The organism is Paenibacillus sp. FSL R10-2782 (assembly GCF_038592985.1).
GTDB lineage: Bacteria > Bacillota > Bacilli > Paenibacillales > Paenibacillaceae > Paenibacillus > Paenibacillus terrae_C.
Genome location: NZ_CP151951.1, coordinates 4,353,006 through 4,371,710 on the forward strand (window position 1 = coordinate 4,353,006; position 18,705 = coordinate 4,371,710).

16 protein-coding genes are annotated in these 18,705 nt (G+C 48.4%); 5 read left to right on the forward strand and 11 right to left on the reverse strand.

Annotated elements, in window-relative coordinates; translation table 11 throughout:
* Nucleotides 1–33: 33 nt before the first annotated feature.
* The 3 genes from NST83_RS19795 to NST83_RS19805 all read right to left on the reverse strand — a co-directional run bounded on the left by NST83_RS19795 (nucleotide 34) and on the right by NST83_RS19805 (nucleotide 3,464).
* On the reverse strand, nucleotides 34–1,800 hold the full coding sequence (locus NST83_RS19795) for a UbiD family decarboxylase (protein ID WP_342415383.1): 1,767 nt from the start codon (nucleotides 1,798–1,800) through the stop codon (nucleotides 34–36).
* Between the two features lie 169 nt (nucleotides 1,801–1,969).
* Entirely contained in the window at nucleotides 1,970–2,902 is a 933-nt protein-coding gene (locus NST83_RS19800; RefSeq protein ID WP_342418003.1) for a COX15/CtaA family protein, read from the reverse strand.
* Nucleotides 2,903–3,119: 217 nt separating this feature from the next.
* Nucleotides 3,120–3,464, reverse strand: a complete 345-nt coding sequence (locus NST83_RS19805; protein WP_342415384.1) for a thioredoxin family protein — start codon at nucleotides 3,462–3,464, stop codon at nucleotides 3,120–3,122.
* A gap of 219 nt (nucleotides 3,465–3,683) precedes the next feature.
* Here NST83_RS19805 and NST83_RS19810 point away from each other — a divergent pair, with 219 nt between their 5' ends.
* Entirely contained in the window at nucleotides 3,684–4,973 is a 1,290-nt protein-coding gene (locus tag NST83_RS19810) for a DUF2515 family protein (protein WP_342415385.1), read from the forward strand.
* 28 nt (nucleotides 4,974–5,001) lie between these two features.
* Here NST83_RS19810 and NST83_RS19815 read toward each other — a convergent pair whose 3' ends face one another.
* From NST83_RS19815 to NST83_RS19845, 7 genes are all read right to left on the reverse strand, one after another.
* Complete coding sequence (locus tag NST83_RS19815; protein ID WP_342415386.1) at nucleotides 5,002–6,636, reverse strand: polysaccharide biosynthesis protein; 1,635 nt, start codon at nucleotides 6,634–6,636, stop codon at nucleotides 5,002–5,004.
* 131 nt (nucleotides 6,637–6,767) lie between these two features.
* On the reverse strand, nucleotides 6,768–7,247 hold the full coding sequence (locus NST83_RS19820) for a DUF456 family protein (protein WP_342415387.1): 480 nt from the start codon (nucleotides 7,245–7,247) through the stop codon (nucleotides 6,768–6,770).
* Between the two features lie 51 nt (nucleotides 7,248–7,298).
* The gene (locus tag NST83_RS19825) at nucleotides 7,299–8,048 is read right to left on the reverse strand and encodes a Cof-type HAD-IIB family hydrolase (RefSeq protein ID WP_342415388.1); all 750 of its coding nucleotides are present in this window, start codon (nucleotides 8,046–8,048) and stop codon (nucleotides 7,299–7,301) included.
* Nucleotides 8,049–8,130: 82 nt separating this feature from the next.
* On the reverse strand, nucleotides 8,131–10,209 hold the full coding sequence (locus NST83_RS19830; protein WP_342415389.1) for a penicillin-binding transpeptidase domain-containing protein: 2,079 nt from the start codon (nucleotides 10,207–10,209) through the stop codon (nucleotides 8,131–8,133).
* Between the two features lie 179 nt (nucleotides 10,210–10,388).
* Nucleotides 10,389–12,473, reverse strand: coding sequence for a penicillin-binding transpeptidase domain-containing protein (locus NST83_RS19835; RefSeq protein WP_342415390.1), 2,085 nt, complete (start codon nucleotides 12,471–12,473; stop codon nucleotides 10,389–10,391).
* 20 nt (nucleotides 12,474–12,493) lie between these two features.
* A complete protein-coding gene (locus NST83_RS19840; RefSeq protein WP_342418004.1) occupies nucleotides 12,494–13,645 on the reverse strand; it encodes a transglutaminase domain-containing protein in 1,152 nt (383 codons plus the stop codon).
* A 16-nt stretch (nucleotides 13,646–13,661) separates the two neighbouring features.
* A complete protein-coding gene (locus NST83_RS19845) occupies nucleotides 13,662–14,147 on the reverse strand; it encodes a hypothetical protein (protein ID WP_137060155.1) in 486 nt (161 codons plus the stop codon).
* Nucleotides 14,148–14,359: 212 nt separating this feature from the next.
* Between NST83_RS19845 and NST83_RS19850 the strand changes: the two genes are divergently transcribed.
* From NST83_RS19850 to NST83_RS19860, 3 genes are all read left to right on the forward strand, one after another.
* Nucleotides 14,360–15,529 (forward strand): MFS transporter, encoded by a 1,170-nt coding sequence (locus tag NST83_RS19850; RefSeq protein WP_342415391.1) that lies wholly within the window; start codon nucleotides 14,360–14,362, stop codon nucleotides 15,527–15,529.
* Between the two features lie 127 nt (nucleotides 15,530–15,656).
* Entirely contained in the window at nucleotides 15,657–15,773 is a 117-nt protein-coding gene (locus NST83_RS19855; RefSeq protein WP_235332204.1) for a sporulation protein YjcZ, read from the forward strand.
* Between the two features lie 165 nt (nucleotides 15,774–15,938).
* Nucleotides 15,939–16,280: a toprim domain-containing protein gene (locus NST83_RS19860; RefSeq protein WP_342415392.1), complete on the forward strand. Its 342-nt coding sequence runs from the start codon at nucleotides 15,939–15,941 to the stop codon at nucleotides 16,278–16,280.
* 116 nt (nucleotides 16,281–16,396) lie between these two features.
* Here NST83_RS19860 and cyoE read toward each other — a convergent pair whose 3' ends face one another.
* A complete protein-coding gene (gene cyoE, locus NST83_RS19865) occupies nucleotides 16,397–17,341 on the reverse strand; it encodes a heme o synthase (protein ID WP_342415393.1) in 945 nt (314 codons plus the stop codon).
* Nucleotides 17,342–17,545: 204 nt separating this feature from the next.
* Here cyoE and NST83_RS19870 point away from each other — a divergent pair, with 204 nt between their 5' ends.
* Entirely contained in the window at nucleotides 17,546–18,529 is a 984-nt protein-coding gene (locus NST83_RS19870) for a metal-dependent hydrolase (protein ID WP_342415394.1), read from the forward strand.
* Nucleotides 18,530–18,705 lie beyond the last annotated feature (176 nt).

Here is an 18,705-nt window from a genome sequence, read left to right on the forward strand (position 1 = left end):
ATGTAAAATCAGGTTGTTGGGTTGGTCAGGGCGTCAGGCAAAATAACTCGTCCACCGTTGGTCTACAAGCTTAACAATATCCTCGCGCGGCAGTACTTCATCCGGGTAGCCCGGCTTCATGCGTGCATCGACCACAATTGGCAGCTTGTAGTTCAGATGATGCAAACGCACCTCGCTGTCTGCGTACATATCCGTAGCCGGGTTAAATCGCGTAAACACCGTCCACAGGAATGATGCTTGTGAGCGGACGACTTCCTTGGCATCATCTACAATAAAGACAAGCGGCCATTCCTGCTCACCCGCAGCCAAACGTTCCAATACACTCGCCGCCAACTCAGGCTCCTGCTCAAAGGACGCACCCGATACGACGAGACAACCTCCGCAATACGACTCAATCTCGCGGATACCCGGCAGGTCGCCTCCTTCATAGGCGCGGGGCAACTCACGTATAGGCTCACCTACACCCATCAGGATCGCTTTACTACCGTGATTCAGCTTACGGCCCGTGTAATCAAGTGTATCGTGAGACGTATGATTGAAAATAAACAAATCTGTCGCTGGATTAAATCTCTCCAGAATGGTTTCCAGCAGCAGGTTAAAGTCGGATAGATCAATGACCCGATCCGTGAGCATCAGGAATTTGGTTAACGACAATTGGCCCTGTCCCAAAATGGTAAAGCCCGAGACCAGTGCTTCACGGGAATAGCTTTCACGAACAACTGCCGCTGCCAATGCATGTACGCCCGTTTCTGCGTAAGCCCACAGCGACTTGACGGAAGGCATCACAAGCGGATAGGCAGGTGACAGCAGACGTTGTAAAAATTCGCCGAGATAATAATCCTCCTGCCGTGGTTTACCTACAATGGTTGCTGGATAAATGGCATCCTTGCGGTGGTACATATGCTTGACATGAAATACAGGGAAATCATGCTGTAAGGAGTAGTAGCCAAAATGATCGCCAAACGGTCCTTCCGGACGGCGTTCATGAGGTGGCACATAACCACTGATCGCAAATTCGGCCTCTGCCGGAATCCGGTGACCGCCGAGCGGGTCCTCCGTCATCGGCAGCTTGCCGCCCATAATGAGCGAGGCAAGCAGCAGCTCAGGCAGATTTTCCGGTGCCGGAGCAATTGCGGACGCAATCAGAGCTGGTGGCCCGCCGATAATAACTGTCGTTGGCAACGGCTCATTACGCAGCTCAGCTTCATGATAATGAAAGCCGCCGCCTTTATGAATTTGCCAATGAATCCCGGTCGTCTGATCATCATAAATCTGGATACGGTACATGCCCAAATTATGATCCTTGGACTGACCCGGCTTCTCGGTATATACGAGCGGAAGCGTGATAAACGGCCCCCCGTCGTCCTGCCAACTCGTCACTCTGGGGAGTGGAGCCAGCGGAGCATCCGTACGGCGAACTCCCAATACAGGAGCCTCACTATGAGATACCGTTTTCAGCCCTACTTTTAGCATGTCCTTAATCAGCCCACGTTCATTCCATAATGCCTTGGGTGTGGGTGGAAGCAATGTTTTGGTCGCCCCTACAATCGCATCCATCAATTGCTCCGGGCGAGGGCCAAAGGCCATGTCCACACGACGGTTTGTGCCAAACAGATTGCTGGCTACAGGGAACGGGGTACCTTTTACATTGGTGAACAGCAATGCGGGGCCTTCCTCCTCAATAACTCTCCGATGAATCTCGGCCAGCTCCAAATAAGGATCGACGGGTGCTTCTATAATTTGAAGATTATTTTCTTTACGCAGCGCTTCAATAAATTGGCGCAAATTCTGGTAGATCAACTGGACGATTCCTCCTAAGCAAATCAAGCCCTTGAGTAACTCGCGGGCCAGGTTTGTTTCTTATACCGGATTTTGCAAAATCCTTATATGCTATTATACGTGCTTAAGCGCCTCTTGGGCAAAATATCCGTTGAATTCATCACAGCTTCGTTCATCACAAATGAAATGCTTAGGTACGCTGTGTGCGTGTCCGAACGATGTTGCGATCTGGTGACAATTGCCACACACGGTAGCTCATGTAGCACAAAATGGAGAACAGCGTTGCAATGACCAGCATGTGTGCCAGTACCACAAACATGTAAATTTCCGGTCTGGTGACATACAACAGGCTAATGCCAATAACGACCTGAAGCATAATCAATGCCACCGCAACGACACCCAGTACACGAATATCCCGATGATTTGGATGATAGCGATAAGAATAGTGCCCCACGGCCAAAATGACCACGAACAGCAATCCCGATGAAAGCTGGTGAAGCAACAACGGAGATATAATACCGCCGAGGTTTACAACTTTTTGAATGACCGAGTGACTGAGCAGTGCGCCCGAGTAAACCGCAATATACGTATAGATCGTCGATAACCATATAAAATTGCGATAGCCCCGGTTAACAGGCACGGTGGGCAAACGCGGGTTAAAGCGCGAATCCGCATGCTCCTTCCAGGCTCCCAATGTCATCATAGTCGCGCTGGCAAAGGCGATCAGGGCAAAGCCAAAATGCAGCGCCATGACCGGAGCAGATTGGGAAAAGACCACAGCTAAAGCCCCCATCGCTCCTTGTATAATGACAAATAGTAGCGTCAGCAACGAGAACAGCTGCAAATCCTTCCGATGCTTCATATACAGCAGAAAGCCAACAAAAGAGGCGATAGAAAGCAACCCGGCCATCGTGCTGACGGAGCGGTGGGTAAACTCGATAATGGATGCAATCGTATGTGCTGGAACCAGCTTACCGTTACACAGCGGGAACTCACGTCCGCAGCCTAGCCCCGAGTCCGTCCGCGTCACGACACCTCCGCCAAAGGTAGCCAGAAACATGACAATACATGTTACGAGTGCAAGCCACTTTAATATTCTAATTTTGTTGTTCAACGAACTCACCATATCCTTCCAGATAAAATATTTATTATCCTTATATGTTGTGAAATGATCACTTAAAATAATTATAACTGATATATCGTTCCTTGACATACGCGCTTTGTTGACAAAATGTGAACGTGTCCCGTTAGAAAGCCGCCCCCTTTGGAAGGAAGCGGCTCTCTGAATACCCATATGAATAGAATTCCCCTCGGAACCCTCATGCCATGCACAACATCAATTATTTAGTCAAGCTGGCGTGTACTTCCACAGCCCGGTCCAAAAACTGCTCGATTTCCTCACGAGATTTACGCAATCTGTTCACCAGACGCACCAGCTCGCGGCCTTCACTGTAAGCGATAAAGCTGGGAATACCCAGTACATTTTGCTCCTGGCTAACGCTCTCCGCCTGTTCTACATCAATCTCAATTAATGTAAGCTTGTCTGCATATTGCTGCTCTACATCAGGCATGAACGGATCAATGAAATGACAATCCCCACACCAGTCCGCCTTAAACACAGCCACCGTTACGCCAGAAGCGGATATTGCCTTATTAAAGTCTTCATGAGAGACGATCTTTTGCATGGATAATTCCTCCTTGAATTCTGTTTTGTAAAAAGAGTTTGTGCTTTCTATTGTAACGCCAAGTGGCGCTTTTGCACACTCCTCTATTATTCCCGTATCACCGATTGGAAGCCCTGCCATCGAGACATACTAACCATATAACCTAAGAACACACTTAGAGCATCCCCATGTACTTAACGGGTACGAAGTGTTCTCATTTTTGAAAGGAGGTTATCCAGTATGTCTCTCACCGAATGGTTCCATGTGGCATCACGTCAGCTTCAGGGTGGGCTAAAGCTGCTCGGTTCCGTACCACGTGCTGCGGAGGAAGCTTGGGAAGGCAAGCGGGCGGCCTGGACTGAGTCCCGCAAACTGCGCTATCCGCTACGTGAGTTACCGTGGGATTATCATACCGCGCAGGCCGCTATGGATGAAGCCGAAGCGCTGATGCTGGTGAATGGACCTGCAACCCGCCCCTCTTCTCTGAATATGCCCTTATGTGAAACGGACTGCGAGCTAGTTGAGCGGATCAAGAACGATACGGCACAGGAAAATCGCAGCAACATCACCCGTACAGCCGCTTACCTGGAGTGCTATCATGGTTATCCCGAGTTACATTGGGCGCTGCTGGCTCACCTGGTTTCTCGCAATGGTGGATATAACATGACCGATTTGAAGGGCGGTCTGATCGACAGTCTGTTCGGCGAACAGGAGAAGGAATGGTTATATCGGCTGCTGGAGCGCTGTAATGCCCTTATTTTTCAGGACGCCTACCCTCAACTGCAGCTATACATGCACAGCCGTCATCTGGGCCGAAGCTGTTTTCATTTGCTGCCCCATTTTCATGTATCACCATTCATGAGACCCTTCTGGGAACGTTTCTGGGCTTGGCGGGACAGCTCTCTCTTAAGCATAGCCCTCATCATCAATGAACAAAACTATATTGAAGGACGAGTGGTGAAAGATCCGTATTTCCAAAAATTTGTGACGCACAAGCCGGGCTTTTATTTGCACGATTGGCTCCAGTTGAATCAGATCATATTTCCGCTCGGGCTGAATGGTGGCCTCGCCGGGCTTGTGATGGAGCGCTTTGGCCATCTGGATGAGCGTATCGGCTTTGGTAAAAGCCTGTATGCCATGCTGTTCGGACACCAGCAGGTGCTGGATCAAGTAACAGCATTCGCTACCAGCGTGCCCCACACTGGCTCACGCAGCGACTATTGGCCGGGACTGTTCACTTCGGACAAACAAAAAGCGCTGCGCTCCCCTGAAGAGAGTGCAGCGCTCCTGGCGCATGAATGGCTGCCGCAAGGACAACGCCTGTACAGCCCCGAGCTGAACGCCGTCTGGTCGGATACGGCTTATGATCCGATCCCCCGTTACGACTGGTTTCATGACGGATCTACGCTTGGACATCTCAGCGAACCAAGACGACCGCTGTTATTTGCCATGCGCCATGAGCACCGCCATGGCATCCAAAAAACAGCGATGGCCCATGATGCCCATGCCAGCCTGCGGCCTTTCCACTAAAAAAGCTGGAGGGCTGCCTATGCTTCTTTTAGCCTCGTTGCCCTGTGGACTCACGCTGGAGACGCATCAGTGGACGCAGTACCTTTTGCAACACACGCGGGTAGTTACCCAACTCGTCCCTGCGCAGTACGCGCAGCACAACCAGCAGCACCAAATAGCATACCAGTACAGCCGCACCGGCAATACAGCATGCGATGAGGAAGGCCACACGTGCAGGCATGATATGAACCAGCAGAATACAAGCCTCATTCACACCGTATCCAATGGCTCCCGAAAGCACGACTGCGGTCAGAAAACCCGCCCAGCGACGACCCATGATGGAGAAGGATACGATGCCTTTAAGCACATGCAAATTCAGCAGCGTGATCACGAGGAAACATAATCCGGTTGCGGCAATGATGCCGTAAATCCCGAGCCAACCAGCCAGCAACCAGCTCGCAGCCAGCTTAACAACGATACCGACCAAGACATTAACCATTGAAATACGCGGTTTGCCCATACCGATCAAAATCGAGTTAGAGGTCATCATCGTGATCTGGAATATCGTTCCGAGTGTCAGAACAGCGATAATTCCGCTGCCTCCAAGCGAACTGAACAGTAAGCCATTGATGGAATAGGCGGTTACACACAAGGCCAGCACAATCGGCATTCCAGTCAAAATAGAGATCCGCAAGGCCAGCGTCATCTGATTTTGCAAATGCTGTTCATCCTTGCGGGCAAAAGCCGCCGAAATGATCGGAATGAGCGATTGACTGAGGGCGATAGCCAAAATCGGCGGAATCCCCGCGACACTCTGCGCACGTGCTCCCAAATAACCCAACTGGGTCGTTGCCTGATCCAAGCCGATTTGGACGGATAGCAGTCTGACCACAATCGACGTATCAATAAAGTTAACGGCCGGGACCGTCAAAGAAGACAATACAATTGGGATAGACAGCGTAAAAATGTCTTTGTAAATGCGCATCATCGGCAGCGCGGAGCTTTCCTCCTGGAATTGCTCTTGTCGATCTTGTCGATCCTGGCGACGCATTTTAAACGTATAATACAGCATAACGGCAAGTGCGCCGATGCTTCCCATGACCCCCCCGAACGATGCCCCGGCCGCAACCTCGCGATCTCCATAACCGAGCTTCAAAATAATAAAGGCGAGCAAAATAGCAGTAGCCACCCGTGCGACTTGCTCCACAATTTGTGAAATACCACCTGCGGTCATGTTGCCTCGCCCTTGGAAGTACCCGCGCATCATGGCAATGGCGGGAAACAGCAGCAAGGCTGGCGCCAATGCCTGAATAGCCAAAGCCGATTGCGGAACCCCTGCCACTTTCTCGGCAAAATAAGGCGCACCAAAATATAGCACCACCGTAATGATAATGCCCGCCGCCGCCGCAAACAACAACGCCGCATGATATACACGTCGTGCTTCCGAAGGTCGATTCAGCGCGTAGCGTTCGGAGACCATTTTGCTCAACGTGCTTGGAATACCCGCTGTAGCCACCGTGAGCAACATTAAATAGGCATTGTTCGCTATCGTAAACGAGGCGTTCCCCACAGAACCGAGCAGATGCTCTAACGGAACACGCTGCACCAGACCAAGCACTCTCGCCACCAGCGCAGCAGCGGCCAAAATAAGCGTGCCTCTAAGAAATGTTTCTTTATTGGACAAAATACGTTCCCTTCTTTCTTGCTGTTGACACGCATGCAAAAGCTCCGCAAAGCAGTCATGGCCTGAGCCATCACCGGTGCGGAGCCGCATGTCGATTCTGTCTCTGCAAAACACAAGCATAGGATGTTAAACTAGAACACCCAAATCAAGAATACAAGAATCATGACAAGCTGTAAAATTACTTTCATCACGGTGCTGGTAAACAGCCCTAATACAGAACCAAAGCCCACCTTAATCGCCCGATCCAGCGGGGCCTTGCTCATTAGTTCACCCAGCACAGCGCCAATAAACGGCCCTAAAATCAGACCAAACACCGGAATAACAAAAGGGCCGATAATAATCCCGATGGTACTAAGAATCGTGGACAGACGCGAGCCTCCAAATCGTTTGACCCCCCACGCAGTGACGGCATAATCTGCAACAAATAGTGCAACTACTATTAGTGTCTGTATGATCCAAAACCATACATTATATGGAGCAAATGAGAAAAACCAGCCGTACACAAAAAATGCAAAGTAGATGGCGAGCGCCCCTGGCAATACGGGATATACTGCCCCGGCCATGCCAACAATGAACAGCGCAACGATAATAATCCAGCCTACAATGTCCATTGGCTCCCTCCTTCTCGTCCAATTATCCTATATGCTTCATCATTCGTTCTCTTAGACAAGTACGTAATCGCGGATAACTTCAACGATGCCATCTTCATTGTTCGAAGCGACGACCAGATCAGCCGCTTCTTTTAGCGTATCCTGTGCATTACCCATCGCAACACCCAGTCCAACCGCTTGAATCACAGCCAAATCATTCAAACTATCACCCACTGCAACTACCTGTTCCATTGTAATTCCAAGCAAATCGCATACTTCAGCAATCCCACTGGCCTTCGATATACCAGCCGGGTTGATTTCCAAGTTCGTCATGGATGAATTGGAAATTTCAAGTCCACCCATGTCCTGAAGCTTGAGCAAAATTTGATGACGAATTTCGTCGTTTTCCGTATTATAACCGAATTTGAGCCATTCCTGTGTATCCAACGTATCCGGCCAACGATCTCTATTATATAATTCCTCCGTCGAGTAAGCCCAGAACCAGGAATCTGTTTCTACAGCAATCTGGTGCATTTTCCGAACTAGCTCCTTATCAAGCAAATAACGGCGCCACAGTTCATGCGGGGATTTCCATACCTCACTGCCATTTACCGTTACCATAGGCGTATCCAGGCCGAGCTGTTGCCCGTAAGGCAAGGCATGCATCGCCGCCCGTCCGGTAGACAAGCACACGTGAATCCCCTCTTGAATCGCCTTATTAATCCAGTTGATCGTTTCCAGCGTAATTTCCTGATTGTCGTTCAATAAAGTTCCATCCATGTCGAGCGCAAGCAGCTTGTATTTATATTGGTTTTCTCCCATGGGTTCTCTTCCTCCTGTATGTCCCTTATGTCCAACGACATTTTACCATGAAAAAGAGAAGCCCACAAAAGAATTCAAGTCCTCACTTCGCTGCCTGCGGCTTTTTTGGAGTACCATCCAACCCGTAAACCTCGTCATAAGCGTCAAATATTTTACGGGCCACAGGTCCAGCGCTCGTCGAGCCAAAGCCCCCTTCGGGAATAATGACCGCAACGGCCAGCTTCGGATTTTGACGTGGAGCAAAAGCAATGAACACCCCGTTATCTTTAACCGCACGCCCTACCACCTGCTGGGAAGTCCCCGTTTTACGGGCATAATCATACGGAAACCCGTTAAATGCTTTAACATCCGTAGCCATACCGCGAATCACCGTATTCCAGTACATATCTGAAAAAGCGACCTCATTCAGCATCTTGGGCTTGAACTCACGCACGAGGTTGCCCTGATCATCCACAATTTTACTGACCAAATGCGGCTGCATACGCTTGCCCTTCGTTGCCAGCACAGTTGTATACTGGGCAAGCTGCATCGCCGTATATTTCCCCTGTTGACCAAAGGAAGCCTGTACCAAGCGTGTCAGCGCACTTTCATGCTTGCTCGTATACTCAAGTCTGCCTGCCCACTCGCCTGGCAGATCGACTTCAGTCGGTACGCCTAATCCAAATTCCTTCATATACTTGTCCCATACATCAATTCCCTGATGCACCCCTGCATTACTTCCGTATTTGTCATACAGCGGCTTGCCGATCATATCCACCATGAAAGTATTCGACGAGAACTCGATTGCCTTGCTAGGTGTCAGAGGACCATATACATGTCCACTCGAATTACCGACCCGACTTGATCGATTTTTACCATAGTATGCGCTCCCCGTATCCAGATAAGTTTGTCCGGGAGAAAATAAGTTTTCCTTCAACCCGATCAGCACGGTTAGGGGTTTAATGGTTGAACCCAGCAGCACCGAGGATTCCGGGTGCGGACCCGCTTTTCCGCTAGGTACGGATTTAATCGTTCCGTTCCCCATTTTATGCTGAATTTCGTCATATACCGAAGGCGATGTACTTCCCGTCTTCCATACATTGGAGTCATAGTCCGGCATACTGGCCATCGCTACGACATTCCCTGTCTCGACCTCCATCGCTACAGCGAAGCCGGTAGTGGCATCACCGTGGAGCTTACCCGATACCGGATGGGTATGAAGCCAACGAAGCTGATCAACAATCGCTAGTTCCGTTTTTTGCTGAATTTCCTTGTTAATGGTGGAATACAGATGGTATCCTTTTTTCGGAGGAGTAATGGATTCTATGCCTTCCGGCATGCTGCGCGGATTTACCTCTACCGTTTTATAGCCGTTTTTTCCTCTCAGCTCATCCTGATACTGAAGCTCCAAGCCATCATATCCTACGGTCTCACTTTCCGAGTAAACCTGTTCGGGTCTTTGGACCTCCGAATTGGCTTCATATTGCTCCTTGTACTTTGGCCGATTGATGCGCGCTCCTTTAAACTTGTACATATATCCAATCGTTTGCACCGCCACCCGATCCGGGTCATAATGGCGCACACTTTCTTCTACAACCTCAATCCCGGGGAACTCCTGCCGATGCTCCAAAAAATATGCGATTTCCTCACGATTCAAGTCAGATTTGACCAGGCGCGGAGTAAAGCCCCTATATTGAGTGTAGTCCTTGTCCAGCCGTTCCTTAATTTTCTCTACATCAAGCTGCTCGCCCTCTGTACTGCCTAACTCATTCAGCTTGACAGCAAGCTTTTCAGCAAAAGCATTAAACTCTGGGAGCAGCTTTTTTTCCGGCTTGCGGTCCTTTTCTGCTTGTTTGCTATAATCCTTGGGTAAGGTCACATACAGCGACTGTACCGGAGTAGAATACGCCAGCTTGACGAGACCCGAAGAGTCATAAATCGTGCCGCGTCTCGGGGCTAACGGGACATTTTTCGTATTTATGGATTGCTGCTGCTCTTTCAGCTCTGCCGATTGCACAAACTGTAAGACCGCCAGTCTGGTAAAGATAATGGAAAATAATACAAAAACACTGAAAAAAAGAAGATTAGTCCGAAAAACCGTCCGCTTTTTTTGTGCCTCTTCATTTTCTTCATGGCTTTTCTTTTTGAATGAAAACTTCTTATCCAAACTGCCTCTGTCCATATTAGCAGGTCATTACTCCTTTCACCGGGTTATCATATCCCTGATCCTACCATATCCAAAGCAATAAACGATGAATTCCAAGATGACAATTTTGTAAGAAAACGTAGAAAAAGCATAAAAAAGCTTCCCTCAGCCCTAAGGCTAAGAGAAGCTTTAATGAAATTATACGTAGTATGTTATTATGGCTGCTTGACTACATTGGAATCGGATGCTGTAGCATCCTTTTTCTTAGGTACTCCGTCCAATCCATACACCTCATCATAGGCGTCAAAGATTTTGCGTGCCACAGGTCCCGCGCTCCAAGCCCCGAAGCCTCCCTCTGGAATGACAACTGCTACAGCCAGCTTGGGATTCTTGCGTGGCGCAAAGGCGATAAATACCCCGTTATCCTTCAGTGTTCCGCCTACGCTTTGCTGTGATGTCCCCGTTTTACGTGCATAGTCATACGGGAAACCACTAAATGCGCTGACATCTGTAGCCATCCCGCGTATGACTTCATTCCAGTAAGCATCCGGGAATTTCACTTCATTTAGCACCTTCGGCTTAATCGTTTGGACTACATTGCCGTTGGTATCTTTAATTTGGCTGACCAAATGCGGCTCCATCCGTTTGCCCTTGGTAGCCAACACCACTGTATATTGTGCAAGTTGGAGTGCTGTATACTTCCCTTGCTGACCAAAAGAAGCATACGCCAACTTGGACAGTGACGACTCCTTGCTTCTAGGTCCATACTCTCTTAACCCAGGATATTCCATTGGCAAATCTACCCCCGTAGACACGCCTAGTCCAAACTCCTTCATGTAACGGTCCCATACATTCACACCTTGATCTTCCTTGGCATTATTAATGTATTTGTTGTATAGTCTTTTGCCTACCATGTCGACCATGAATGCATTCGAAGAATGTCGAATGGCAGATGCCGGGTCCAGCCCGCCATACACATGTCCTGAAGAGTTCTGAACCCGTGACGAATTATTACGTCCAAAATAAGCCGCTCCAGTATCCTGGTAATAGGAAGAAGTACTGAATAGACCTTCCTCTAGACCCACTAATACAGACAGCGGTTTGATGGTGGAACCGAGCAATACAACCGACTCTGGATGTTGACCCGATTGACCGGAGCCGAAGGAGCGTATAGTACCATTCAAATATACATTTTGAATTTTCTTGTAGTTATCTGATGATATATTTCCGGTTTGCCAATAGTTCGCATCATAATCCGGCATACTGGCCATCGCGACTACATTCCCTGTATCCACTTCCATGGCTACAGCAAAGCCTGTTTTGGCATAAGGATGAGTTTTGCCAGATACAGCATGGGAATGCAACCATCTTAATTGATCCATAATGGCGTTTTCTGTTTTAACCTGAATCTCTTTGTTAATGGTGGAATAAATGTTGTTTCCCTTTTGCGGAGGAGTAACGGAATCTACACCCTCTGGCATATTACGCGGATCAATCGGGACCGTTTTGTAGCCATTTTTCCCTCGTAACTGCTCCTGATATTGAAATTCCAATCCATCAAAACCAACAGATTCGTTATCCATATAGATGAGTCCTGGATCATTTTCCGCTGACATGGATTTTTGAATATTTTTATATTTATCCAGGTTTTCACGCGCACTTTTGTAGCTTTTAATGTAACCAACCGTTTGGACAGCCACCGTATCAGGATCATAATGTCGTACGGTTTCCTCCACAACATCTACCCCTGGAAACTCGCTCTTATGCTGCATGAAATAAGCAACTTCATCTTTATTAAGATTCGTTTTGATCAGGCGGGGCGTAAAACCGCTAAACCGTTGATAGTTCCGGTCCATAGCGTCCATAATTTGCGCTGCCGTCATTTTGGGCTCATCTTTATTACCATATTGAGCAAACCGATTTGCCAGCTTTTGCGTCATCTTATCCAGCTCAGGCAACAGCTTTTTATCATCATCACGCAATTTTTCCATGCTGTCACTGTAGTTCTTGGAAAGCGTGATATACAGCGATTGTACCGGTGTAGAATACGCCAGCCTGTTCTGCCCGGTTGAATCATAAATCGTTCCGCGAATCGGCGTAAGCGGTACATTTTTGGTAACATTACTGGCCTCCTGCTGCTTAAGCTGAGGGCCCTCCACAAATTGAAGTATCGCCAGTCTTACGATAATGACCGTAAATATAATGAACGAGCTGAAAAAGAACAGATTGATCCGGAAGCTGAATCTTTTTCGGTCGGACGTCTCGTTGTCTTTTCCTTGCTCGTTGTCCATCTTTCTCATGTGCCCTTTTCCACTCCTTTTTAAATCACTTTATCCTTGATATGTGTCTGGGCAAAACCAGGCGGATTAAACCAGTCCCCACTCTGTGCCCAGGTCGGGTCTAACGGTACCCACTGATGCTGCCCGCTCAAGTACACTTCATTCCAGGCATGTGAACCGTAGCCTCCTTGACCGTTGTAGCCAAGCCCGGTCACCACCTTGACCTGAAGTCCCTGAGAACGGGCCATCACTGCATAGAGGCGGGCATAGTCAATACAGACACCCTTGCGTGTATCAAACGTATCTCTGGGAGTCTGCTCATGCCAGTCACCACGCCGCTCATAGGCGTCCACCTTGCCGTAATCATAGCTGATACGCGTGCCTACCCACTGATACAACGCTCTGGCTTTTTGCTCATCACCGCGAGCCCCCTCTGTAATCTTGGTCGCCGCCTGTTCAATATCGTTCGGAATATCCCGGTCGATCATTTCATATTTACGCTGCATAATGCCGTTCAATTCCTTGGTGACGGCCTGCGTAAATACGGGCAGCTTATCCTTAATCAGCGTACCGGACAAAGGTTCAATGACCGATTGCGCTCCTTGTTTATAAATGGGTGAAGCTTGGACATAGCTGCTAAACCCGCTGTCCGGGTATAAGCTTACACCTATAAACAGCAAGGCTATGACCATCACAGCGCGTGCTCCACCGATGAGGGTACCAATTCCGGCCCCCGCCAGCCTGCTGAAAAAGCCCGATTTCTTTTCCTGCTCACGTAGAGAGTTATCCGATCTGCCCCCTACCACCATGACATAAATTGCACGCAGTACAAATTGCGCGACAGCATAGCTGAGCATGAACAATACGGCAAAACGCAGCAGCGGAAAGCCCTCCAGCCCTGCTACAAGCGTATAATAAAATTGCTCAATTCCGCTCAGTCCACGTTGCGGCAAATGCTCCATATAAGCGGTCAGCCATTGCTGCACCTTCGGTGAAAGCCACATAGCCAGCCCTAATGAGCACAAAATTCCGGCAACGGTCAGTATGCCATCCACGATGAGACCGAATAGCGCACCTACAGATCTGGAAGCTCCCCGCCGCCAGCCCTGTATTAACGACACAAGAACGATAGCGATCAACAACACCGTCACGCCATTCCAATGAAGGACAGGCTCCAGCCAGGATGGTTTCATCATGCTCCCCATGTCTTTACGGCGATTGCGGCGACTGTTGTGTTACAGTCGAGCCTTTCGCACTTTCGATATATTTTTTGACGGTGTCGCTCATGCTCCACTCGCCCAACGGCATGCCTTGAAACCATACCTTGACCTTATCGCCATCGAACGGGCCTTTTACCTCCAGGTTGGAGCTGGTTACCGAAAACGTACCGTCTCCGTTAGAGGTATATTTCGCATCCCGTCCTTCCTTGATCATCATATTCAGGGCCTCGCTCTGAAACTTGTTAATTGCATCATCCTTCGCCTGGGTAACTACCTTGCCGACCTGATCAAAGGAAATACCGCTGTAGATTAGCAAGCCCACAACCACCACAATGACAAGCAGCCATTTAACAAGGGTTCTCACAATCTTCAATATAACAAGCAATAGGACAAGCCCAATTAAAATATATAGCCAGTTATCCTGAACGATCTGCCAGTTATGTTTTAAAAACTCTGTCCAGACACTCTTATCCATTTCACTACACTCCCGTTTTCAACTGCATCTTTCGAATTCTAAAATCATCTCTGTAATTATACATGATTACATAACGCCCTGTCAGCTTAGCTCTTTTCCGCGTCTTGTTCGCACAAAAAGGGTCTATGTTCGTCCACTCCAGCGTACAACTTAGAAAGAGCTAATACCACTAGCAGCATAGAAAGTCTATTTAGGGAAAGGGGGTCATCTACTTGAAAACAGCTCTCTGGCTGTATCTGTTTTTGTTCATCGCTTTTTTTGATCTGCATGCACAATATCCTATTCTCACACCATTCGCCATCTCTCTGGGTGCAGCACCCACCTTTATCGGCTGGATGTTGGGCATATATTCCCTGACTCATCTGCCCGGTAATTTAATGGCGGGGCCAAGGGTAGATAAACACGGCAGCCGCCGATATATTATGTTCAGTCTGACAGCCGCAGGGCTCATCCTGATCATTCAGGCATACATTCATACGCCATGGGAGCTGCTTTTTCTTCGTGCCATCAGCGGCTTTGTGCTGGCCTTTTTGTCCCCTGCTTGCATGACTATGCTCGCGCAGCTATCCGATCATCCGGTTACGCAGGGCAAATATATGTCGGGACATGGCGTCGTTCACACGCTGGCCTCCGTCCTGTCTCCAGCGGCAGGCGCGTTCATCGTAGCCAGCTTTGGCTTTAGCGGAACATTCCGTTCCCTCGGCATCATTCTCGTGATTACAGGACTCATGGCTTATTTTACATTGCCTAAAACAGCACCCGCTCTCCAGGCTCAACGATCTGACGGACATGCGGCACCCGCTCCACTGACCGGGGCACAACCGCTTTTACCATTTAATTGGCGTTACCTGCTTGTGCCTTTTGCTTTGGCGTGCGGACAAGGCATTTTATTTTATGTCATCCCGTTGCGCAACAATGGTACTGCGTCCATGATGTCCACAGGACTGCTCTTTTCCATTATCAGTCTGGGAGCGCTCTGTACACTCAGTCTGCTTTTTCTAAACAAGTATTCACCGATGATACGGCTGATTTGCGGCATCATACTGATGTCGCTGTGCTTTTATGCCCTCGCCACCTTGCCCGAGTCCATGATTGGAATCGTACTCTTTATACTTGGAACAGCCAAAGGCATCACCTTTCCAGCGTTGGCCTCACTCTTTATACGGCTTGGAGGGGAACGGTTGGGCAAAACCTTTGCGCTGCAATCCATTGCAACATCTATCGGCTCCTTTGCCGGACCGGTGCTGGCTGGCCAGCTCCCCGTTCATTTTTCACCTTTTTTTATCGCTTTTCTGATTTTGATGACCGGCCTGCTGTTCATTCCCATTCAACGGTTATTCCCGGCACCGCCGCTGTCTACTTCAGGGCCGTATCATCCCTAGATCGTTTGAGATGCTCCCCCTTTAACGCCCAAAGTACCTTACAAGAAGGCGAATGCACAGTACCTAAATCCCTTATCAACATAGACTGGTTTGACTGAACATTTATGTATGAAGGGAGGTGCATTCCGTGAGCCACTGTCATCCTGTAAGCCCTGTTTCTTGTGGTGGATTTGGGACTTCGACCGGCACCATTCTCGTTCTTTATATCCTGCTCGTCATTATTCTCCGTACTTGCTGGATTTAATGTCTGAATTGCCCTAACATGCCGCCCTGTACCCATGCCTGCCACTCCCGGCAGGCTGTTTTGTTGCTTTTTTGCATGAGAACCCTGTTTGGAGCTACACTATACACATATTCTTTCATTTCCCGGGGAATTTCGAGCACAGGCTTTAAGCAGGGGGTGAGCAAGATGACGATTACCGTTATCGTTGAAGGGAAAAATGACCGCAGTAAACTTCGTCGTTTACTTGATCCCGAGGTTCATATCTTATGCACCTTCGGCACGCTAAACTCAGTAAAACTGGAGTCCCTCCGCAAGCAGGTCAAGCATGACGAAATATACTTGTTTATGGACAATGACAGCTCAGGCAAAAAAATACGTGGTGTGCTTGCCGACTCTTTTCCAGATGCGCATCATATGTATACTCGCAAAGGATACGCAGGAGTCGAAGGTACTCCAGATGAATATGTCATCGCACAATTGGAAAAAGCAGGACTGGAAGAATATATTTTATACCCGACTGTTCCCTAGTTATGAAAACCATAGTTATGAAAACCATTCACAAAAAAAGCTGTCCGCCAGGCCGCTTTATGCCTGATGGACAGCTATATGTTACACGTAACAAATTTTATTAAAAATGTCTTGTCTTAGAACTTGTGAACCGTGTCCACGATCATCAACAGAAAGCTGAGTGTCAGATGATTAATGGAAAAGAAAAATACTTTTTTAGCCCAGGAATCCGTCTCTTCTTCTTTAATGGTAAAACCTTTAAAGGCATAAAATGCCCAGAGCACGGACAGTAGCACGGAAACGATCATGAAAATCATGCCAGCATATCCATAAGCATACATCAGGATCGGTACCGGAATCAGCAACACGATATAAGGAATCATTTGAATTTTAGTACGTTGAATACCTTTCACGACAGGCAATAATGGAAATCCTGCTGCGCGGTATTCTTCGACCCTGCGGATTGCAAGTGCCCAAAAATGAGGCGGCTGCCACAGGAACAAAAGAGCGAATAAGAGCCATGCGCCCATATCAATACGGCCCGAAGCAGCCACATAGCCGATCACAGGAGGCATTGCGCCCGAAATACCGCCAATGGATGTACTCCATGTGGATGATCGTTTCAGCCAAAGTGTGTAAATACCGACGTATACGAACATGCCGAGTACACCAAGCAAACCTGCCTTGACACCAGAGAAAAGGAATAGTACAGCCAGCCCGACAGCGCCCAAAATAATAGCGTATGACAATACCGTTGTGGGAGTCAAACGCCCTGTTGGCAGTGAGCGATTGCGTGTACGCTCCATTTTTAAATCCAGTTCACGATCAAAATAGTTGTTAAAAACACAAGAAGACGCCATAACCAGCACGGTACCTAGCAACGTCAGAATCAGCTTTATATAGTCAACGTCCCATTGTGAGGCCAACCAAAAACCACCAAATGCCGCAACCAGATTAGTGCGGAGAATGCCTGGCTTAGTGACTGTTATAAAATCTTTCCATGTACCCGCCTTACCGGGTGGTTTGGATTTAACCGAATAGGTAGCCGTATCTGAAGTAGCCTTATAACTAATATTGTCCATAGTGAGTAACTCCCCCTTAGAGATATATGAATTCGGGAGTAAGTTGAACTCCGATATAAATTTTATCATATAGTACCCGTAAAAAGTTTGACAGAAAACGCACAAAACGTTCACAATTTCGATGACGAATCGACCTTGCTGATCGTTTACAGTAATTTGGGGTAGTAATAAATACAGGATACAATACAAAAAGGAGCGACAGATATGGATACAGCCACACACTTTGTCATGGGGATCGGGTTGGCGGGGCTGGCCTACACCGATCCTGCCGTCGCCGCAGATCCAAAGTTGGCGGGGGTCATACTGCTCGCCACGGTCGTAGGGTCACAGGCACCGGATTTTGACACCTTGCTTCGATTAAGAAACAATGCAGCCTACATCCGCAATCATCGCGGACTGTCGCACTCCATCCCCTTCTGGTTGATATGGATCTTGTCTATAACAGGATTAATTGGCCTTATTTTCAGGGATGTACCTATCGAACATGTCGCCTTGTGGGTCACGATTGCTGTCTGCCTGCACGTGTTTGTAGATTTGTTCAATACGTACGGGACACAGGCATTCCGACCGTTTACGCCCCAATGGATATCATGGAATATTATTCACATCTTTGATCCCTTTATATTCGGCACCCATGTTGCTGCTATTCTACTGTGGATCACTGGACTGGTTTCACCAGCTCCCTTATTTATTACGTTGTACATCATTACAGGCCTGTACTATATTTGGCGCAGCTGGAGTCATTTCCGTACCAGAAATGCGGTAGGTAATATGGACACCGAGCGTCAGCCTGACGATATCTATTATATCATTCCCACGGTTTCATGGAATCGGTGGCATGTGGTAAAAGCTCATCAGAATGGAAGTTATCACATTGGTGGACTGAACGGAAAGCATCTTTTTTGGACAAAACATGCGGTTCCGTCCACACATCCGGCCGTAGAAGCATCCAAATCGTACCGTGACGTGCAGGCATTCCGCTATTTTTCTTCCTTTGCTGTTGCGGAGGTGGAAGAGCTGGAATGGGGTTACATTGTACGCTGGGCGGATGTTCGGTATCGGCATCGGAGGCAATATCCCTTCGTGGCCGTGGTCGCCATGGATAAGCAGTTTGGACTGATCAACAGCTACATCGGCTGGCTCAGTAATGAAAAGATGCAGAAACGCCTCTCCCTGCATACGAATTAAAAAAGCATATCAGCAAGCAACGCGAACGACAAAAAAACAGCAAGTCTCCCCTGACCCCGGAACTTGCTATTCTTTTGCCGTTCACCAAAAAAACATCCCTCCATAAAGAGCTGCATGAAAGCGCCCTCTTGACGAAGCGGACTTGTGTGATTCACAATGGTCATAAGCCATGCGCG

Excerpts from the sequence above, each read along its gene's own strand:
- NST83_RS19805 (WP_342415384.1), bottom strand. The coding sequence starts at position 3,464 with ATGCAAAAGATCGTCTCTCATGAAGACTTTAATAAGGCAATATCCGCT.
- NST83_RS19810 (WP_342415385.1), top strand. The coding sequence starts at position 3,684 with ATGTCTCTCACCGAATGGTTCCATGTGGCATCACGTCAGCTTCAGGGT.
- NST83_RS19820 (WP_342415387.1), bottom strand. The coding sequence starts at position 7,247 with ATGGACATTGTAGGCTGGATTATTATCGTTGCGCTGTTCATTGTTGGC.
- NST83_RS19825 (WP_342415388.1), bottom strand. The coding sequence starts at position 8,048 with ATGGGAGAAAACCAATATAAATACAAGCTGCTTGCGCTCGACATGGAT.
- NST83_RS19830 (WP_342415389.1), bottom strand. The coding sequence starts at position 10,209 with ATGGACAGAGGCAGTTTGGATAAGAAGTTTTCATTCAAAAAGAAAAGC.
- NST83_RS19835 (WP_342415390.1), bottom strand. The coding sequence starts at position 12,473 with ATGAGAAAGATGGACAACGAGCAAGGAAAAGACAACGAGACGTCCGAC.
- NST83_RS19840 (WP_342418004.1), bottom strand. The coding sequence starts at position 13,645 with ATGAAACCATCCTGGCTGGAGCCTGTCCTTCATTGGAATGGCGTGACG.
- NST83_RS19845 (WP_137060155.1), bottom strand. The coding sequence starts at position 14,147 with ATGGATAAGAGTGTCTGGACAGAGTTTTTAAAACATAACTGGCAGATC.
- NST83_RS19860 (WP_342415392.1), top strand. The coding sequence starts at position 15,939 with ATGACGATTACCGTTATCGTTGAAGGGAAAAATGACCGCAGTAAACTT.
- cyoE (WP_342415393.1), bottom strand. The coding sequence starts at position 17,341 with ATGGACAATATTAGTTATAAGGCTACTTCAGATACGGCTACCTATTCG.
- NST83_RS19870 (WP_342415394.1), top strand. The coding sequence starts at position 17,546 with ATGGATACAGCCACACACTTTGTCATGGGGATCGGGTTGGCGGGGCTG.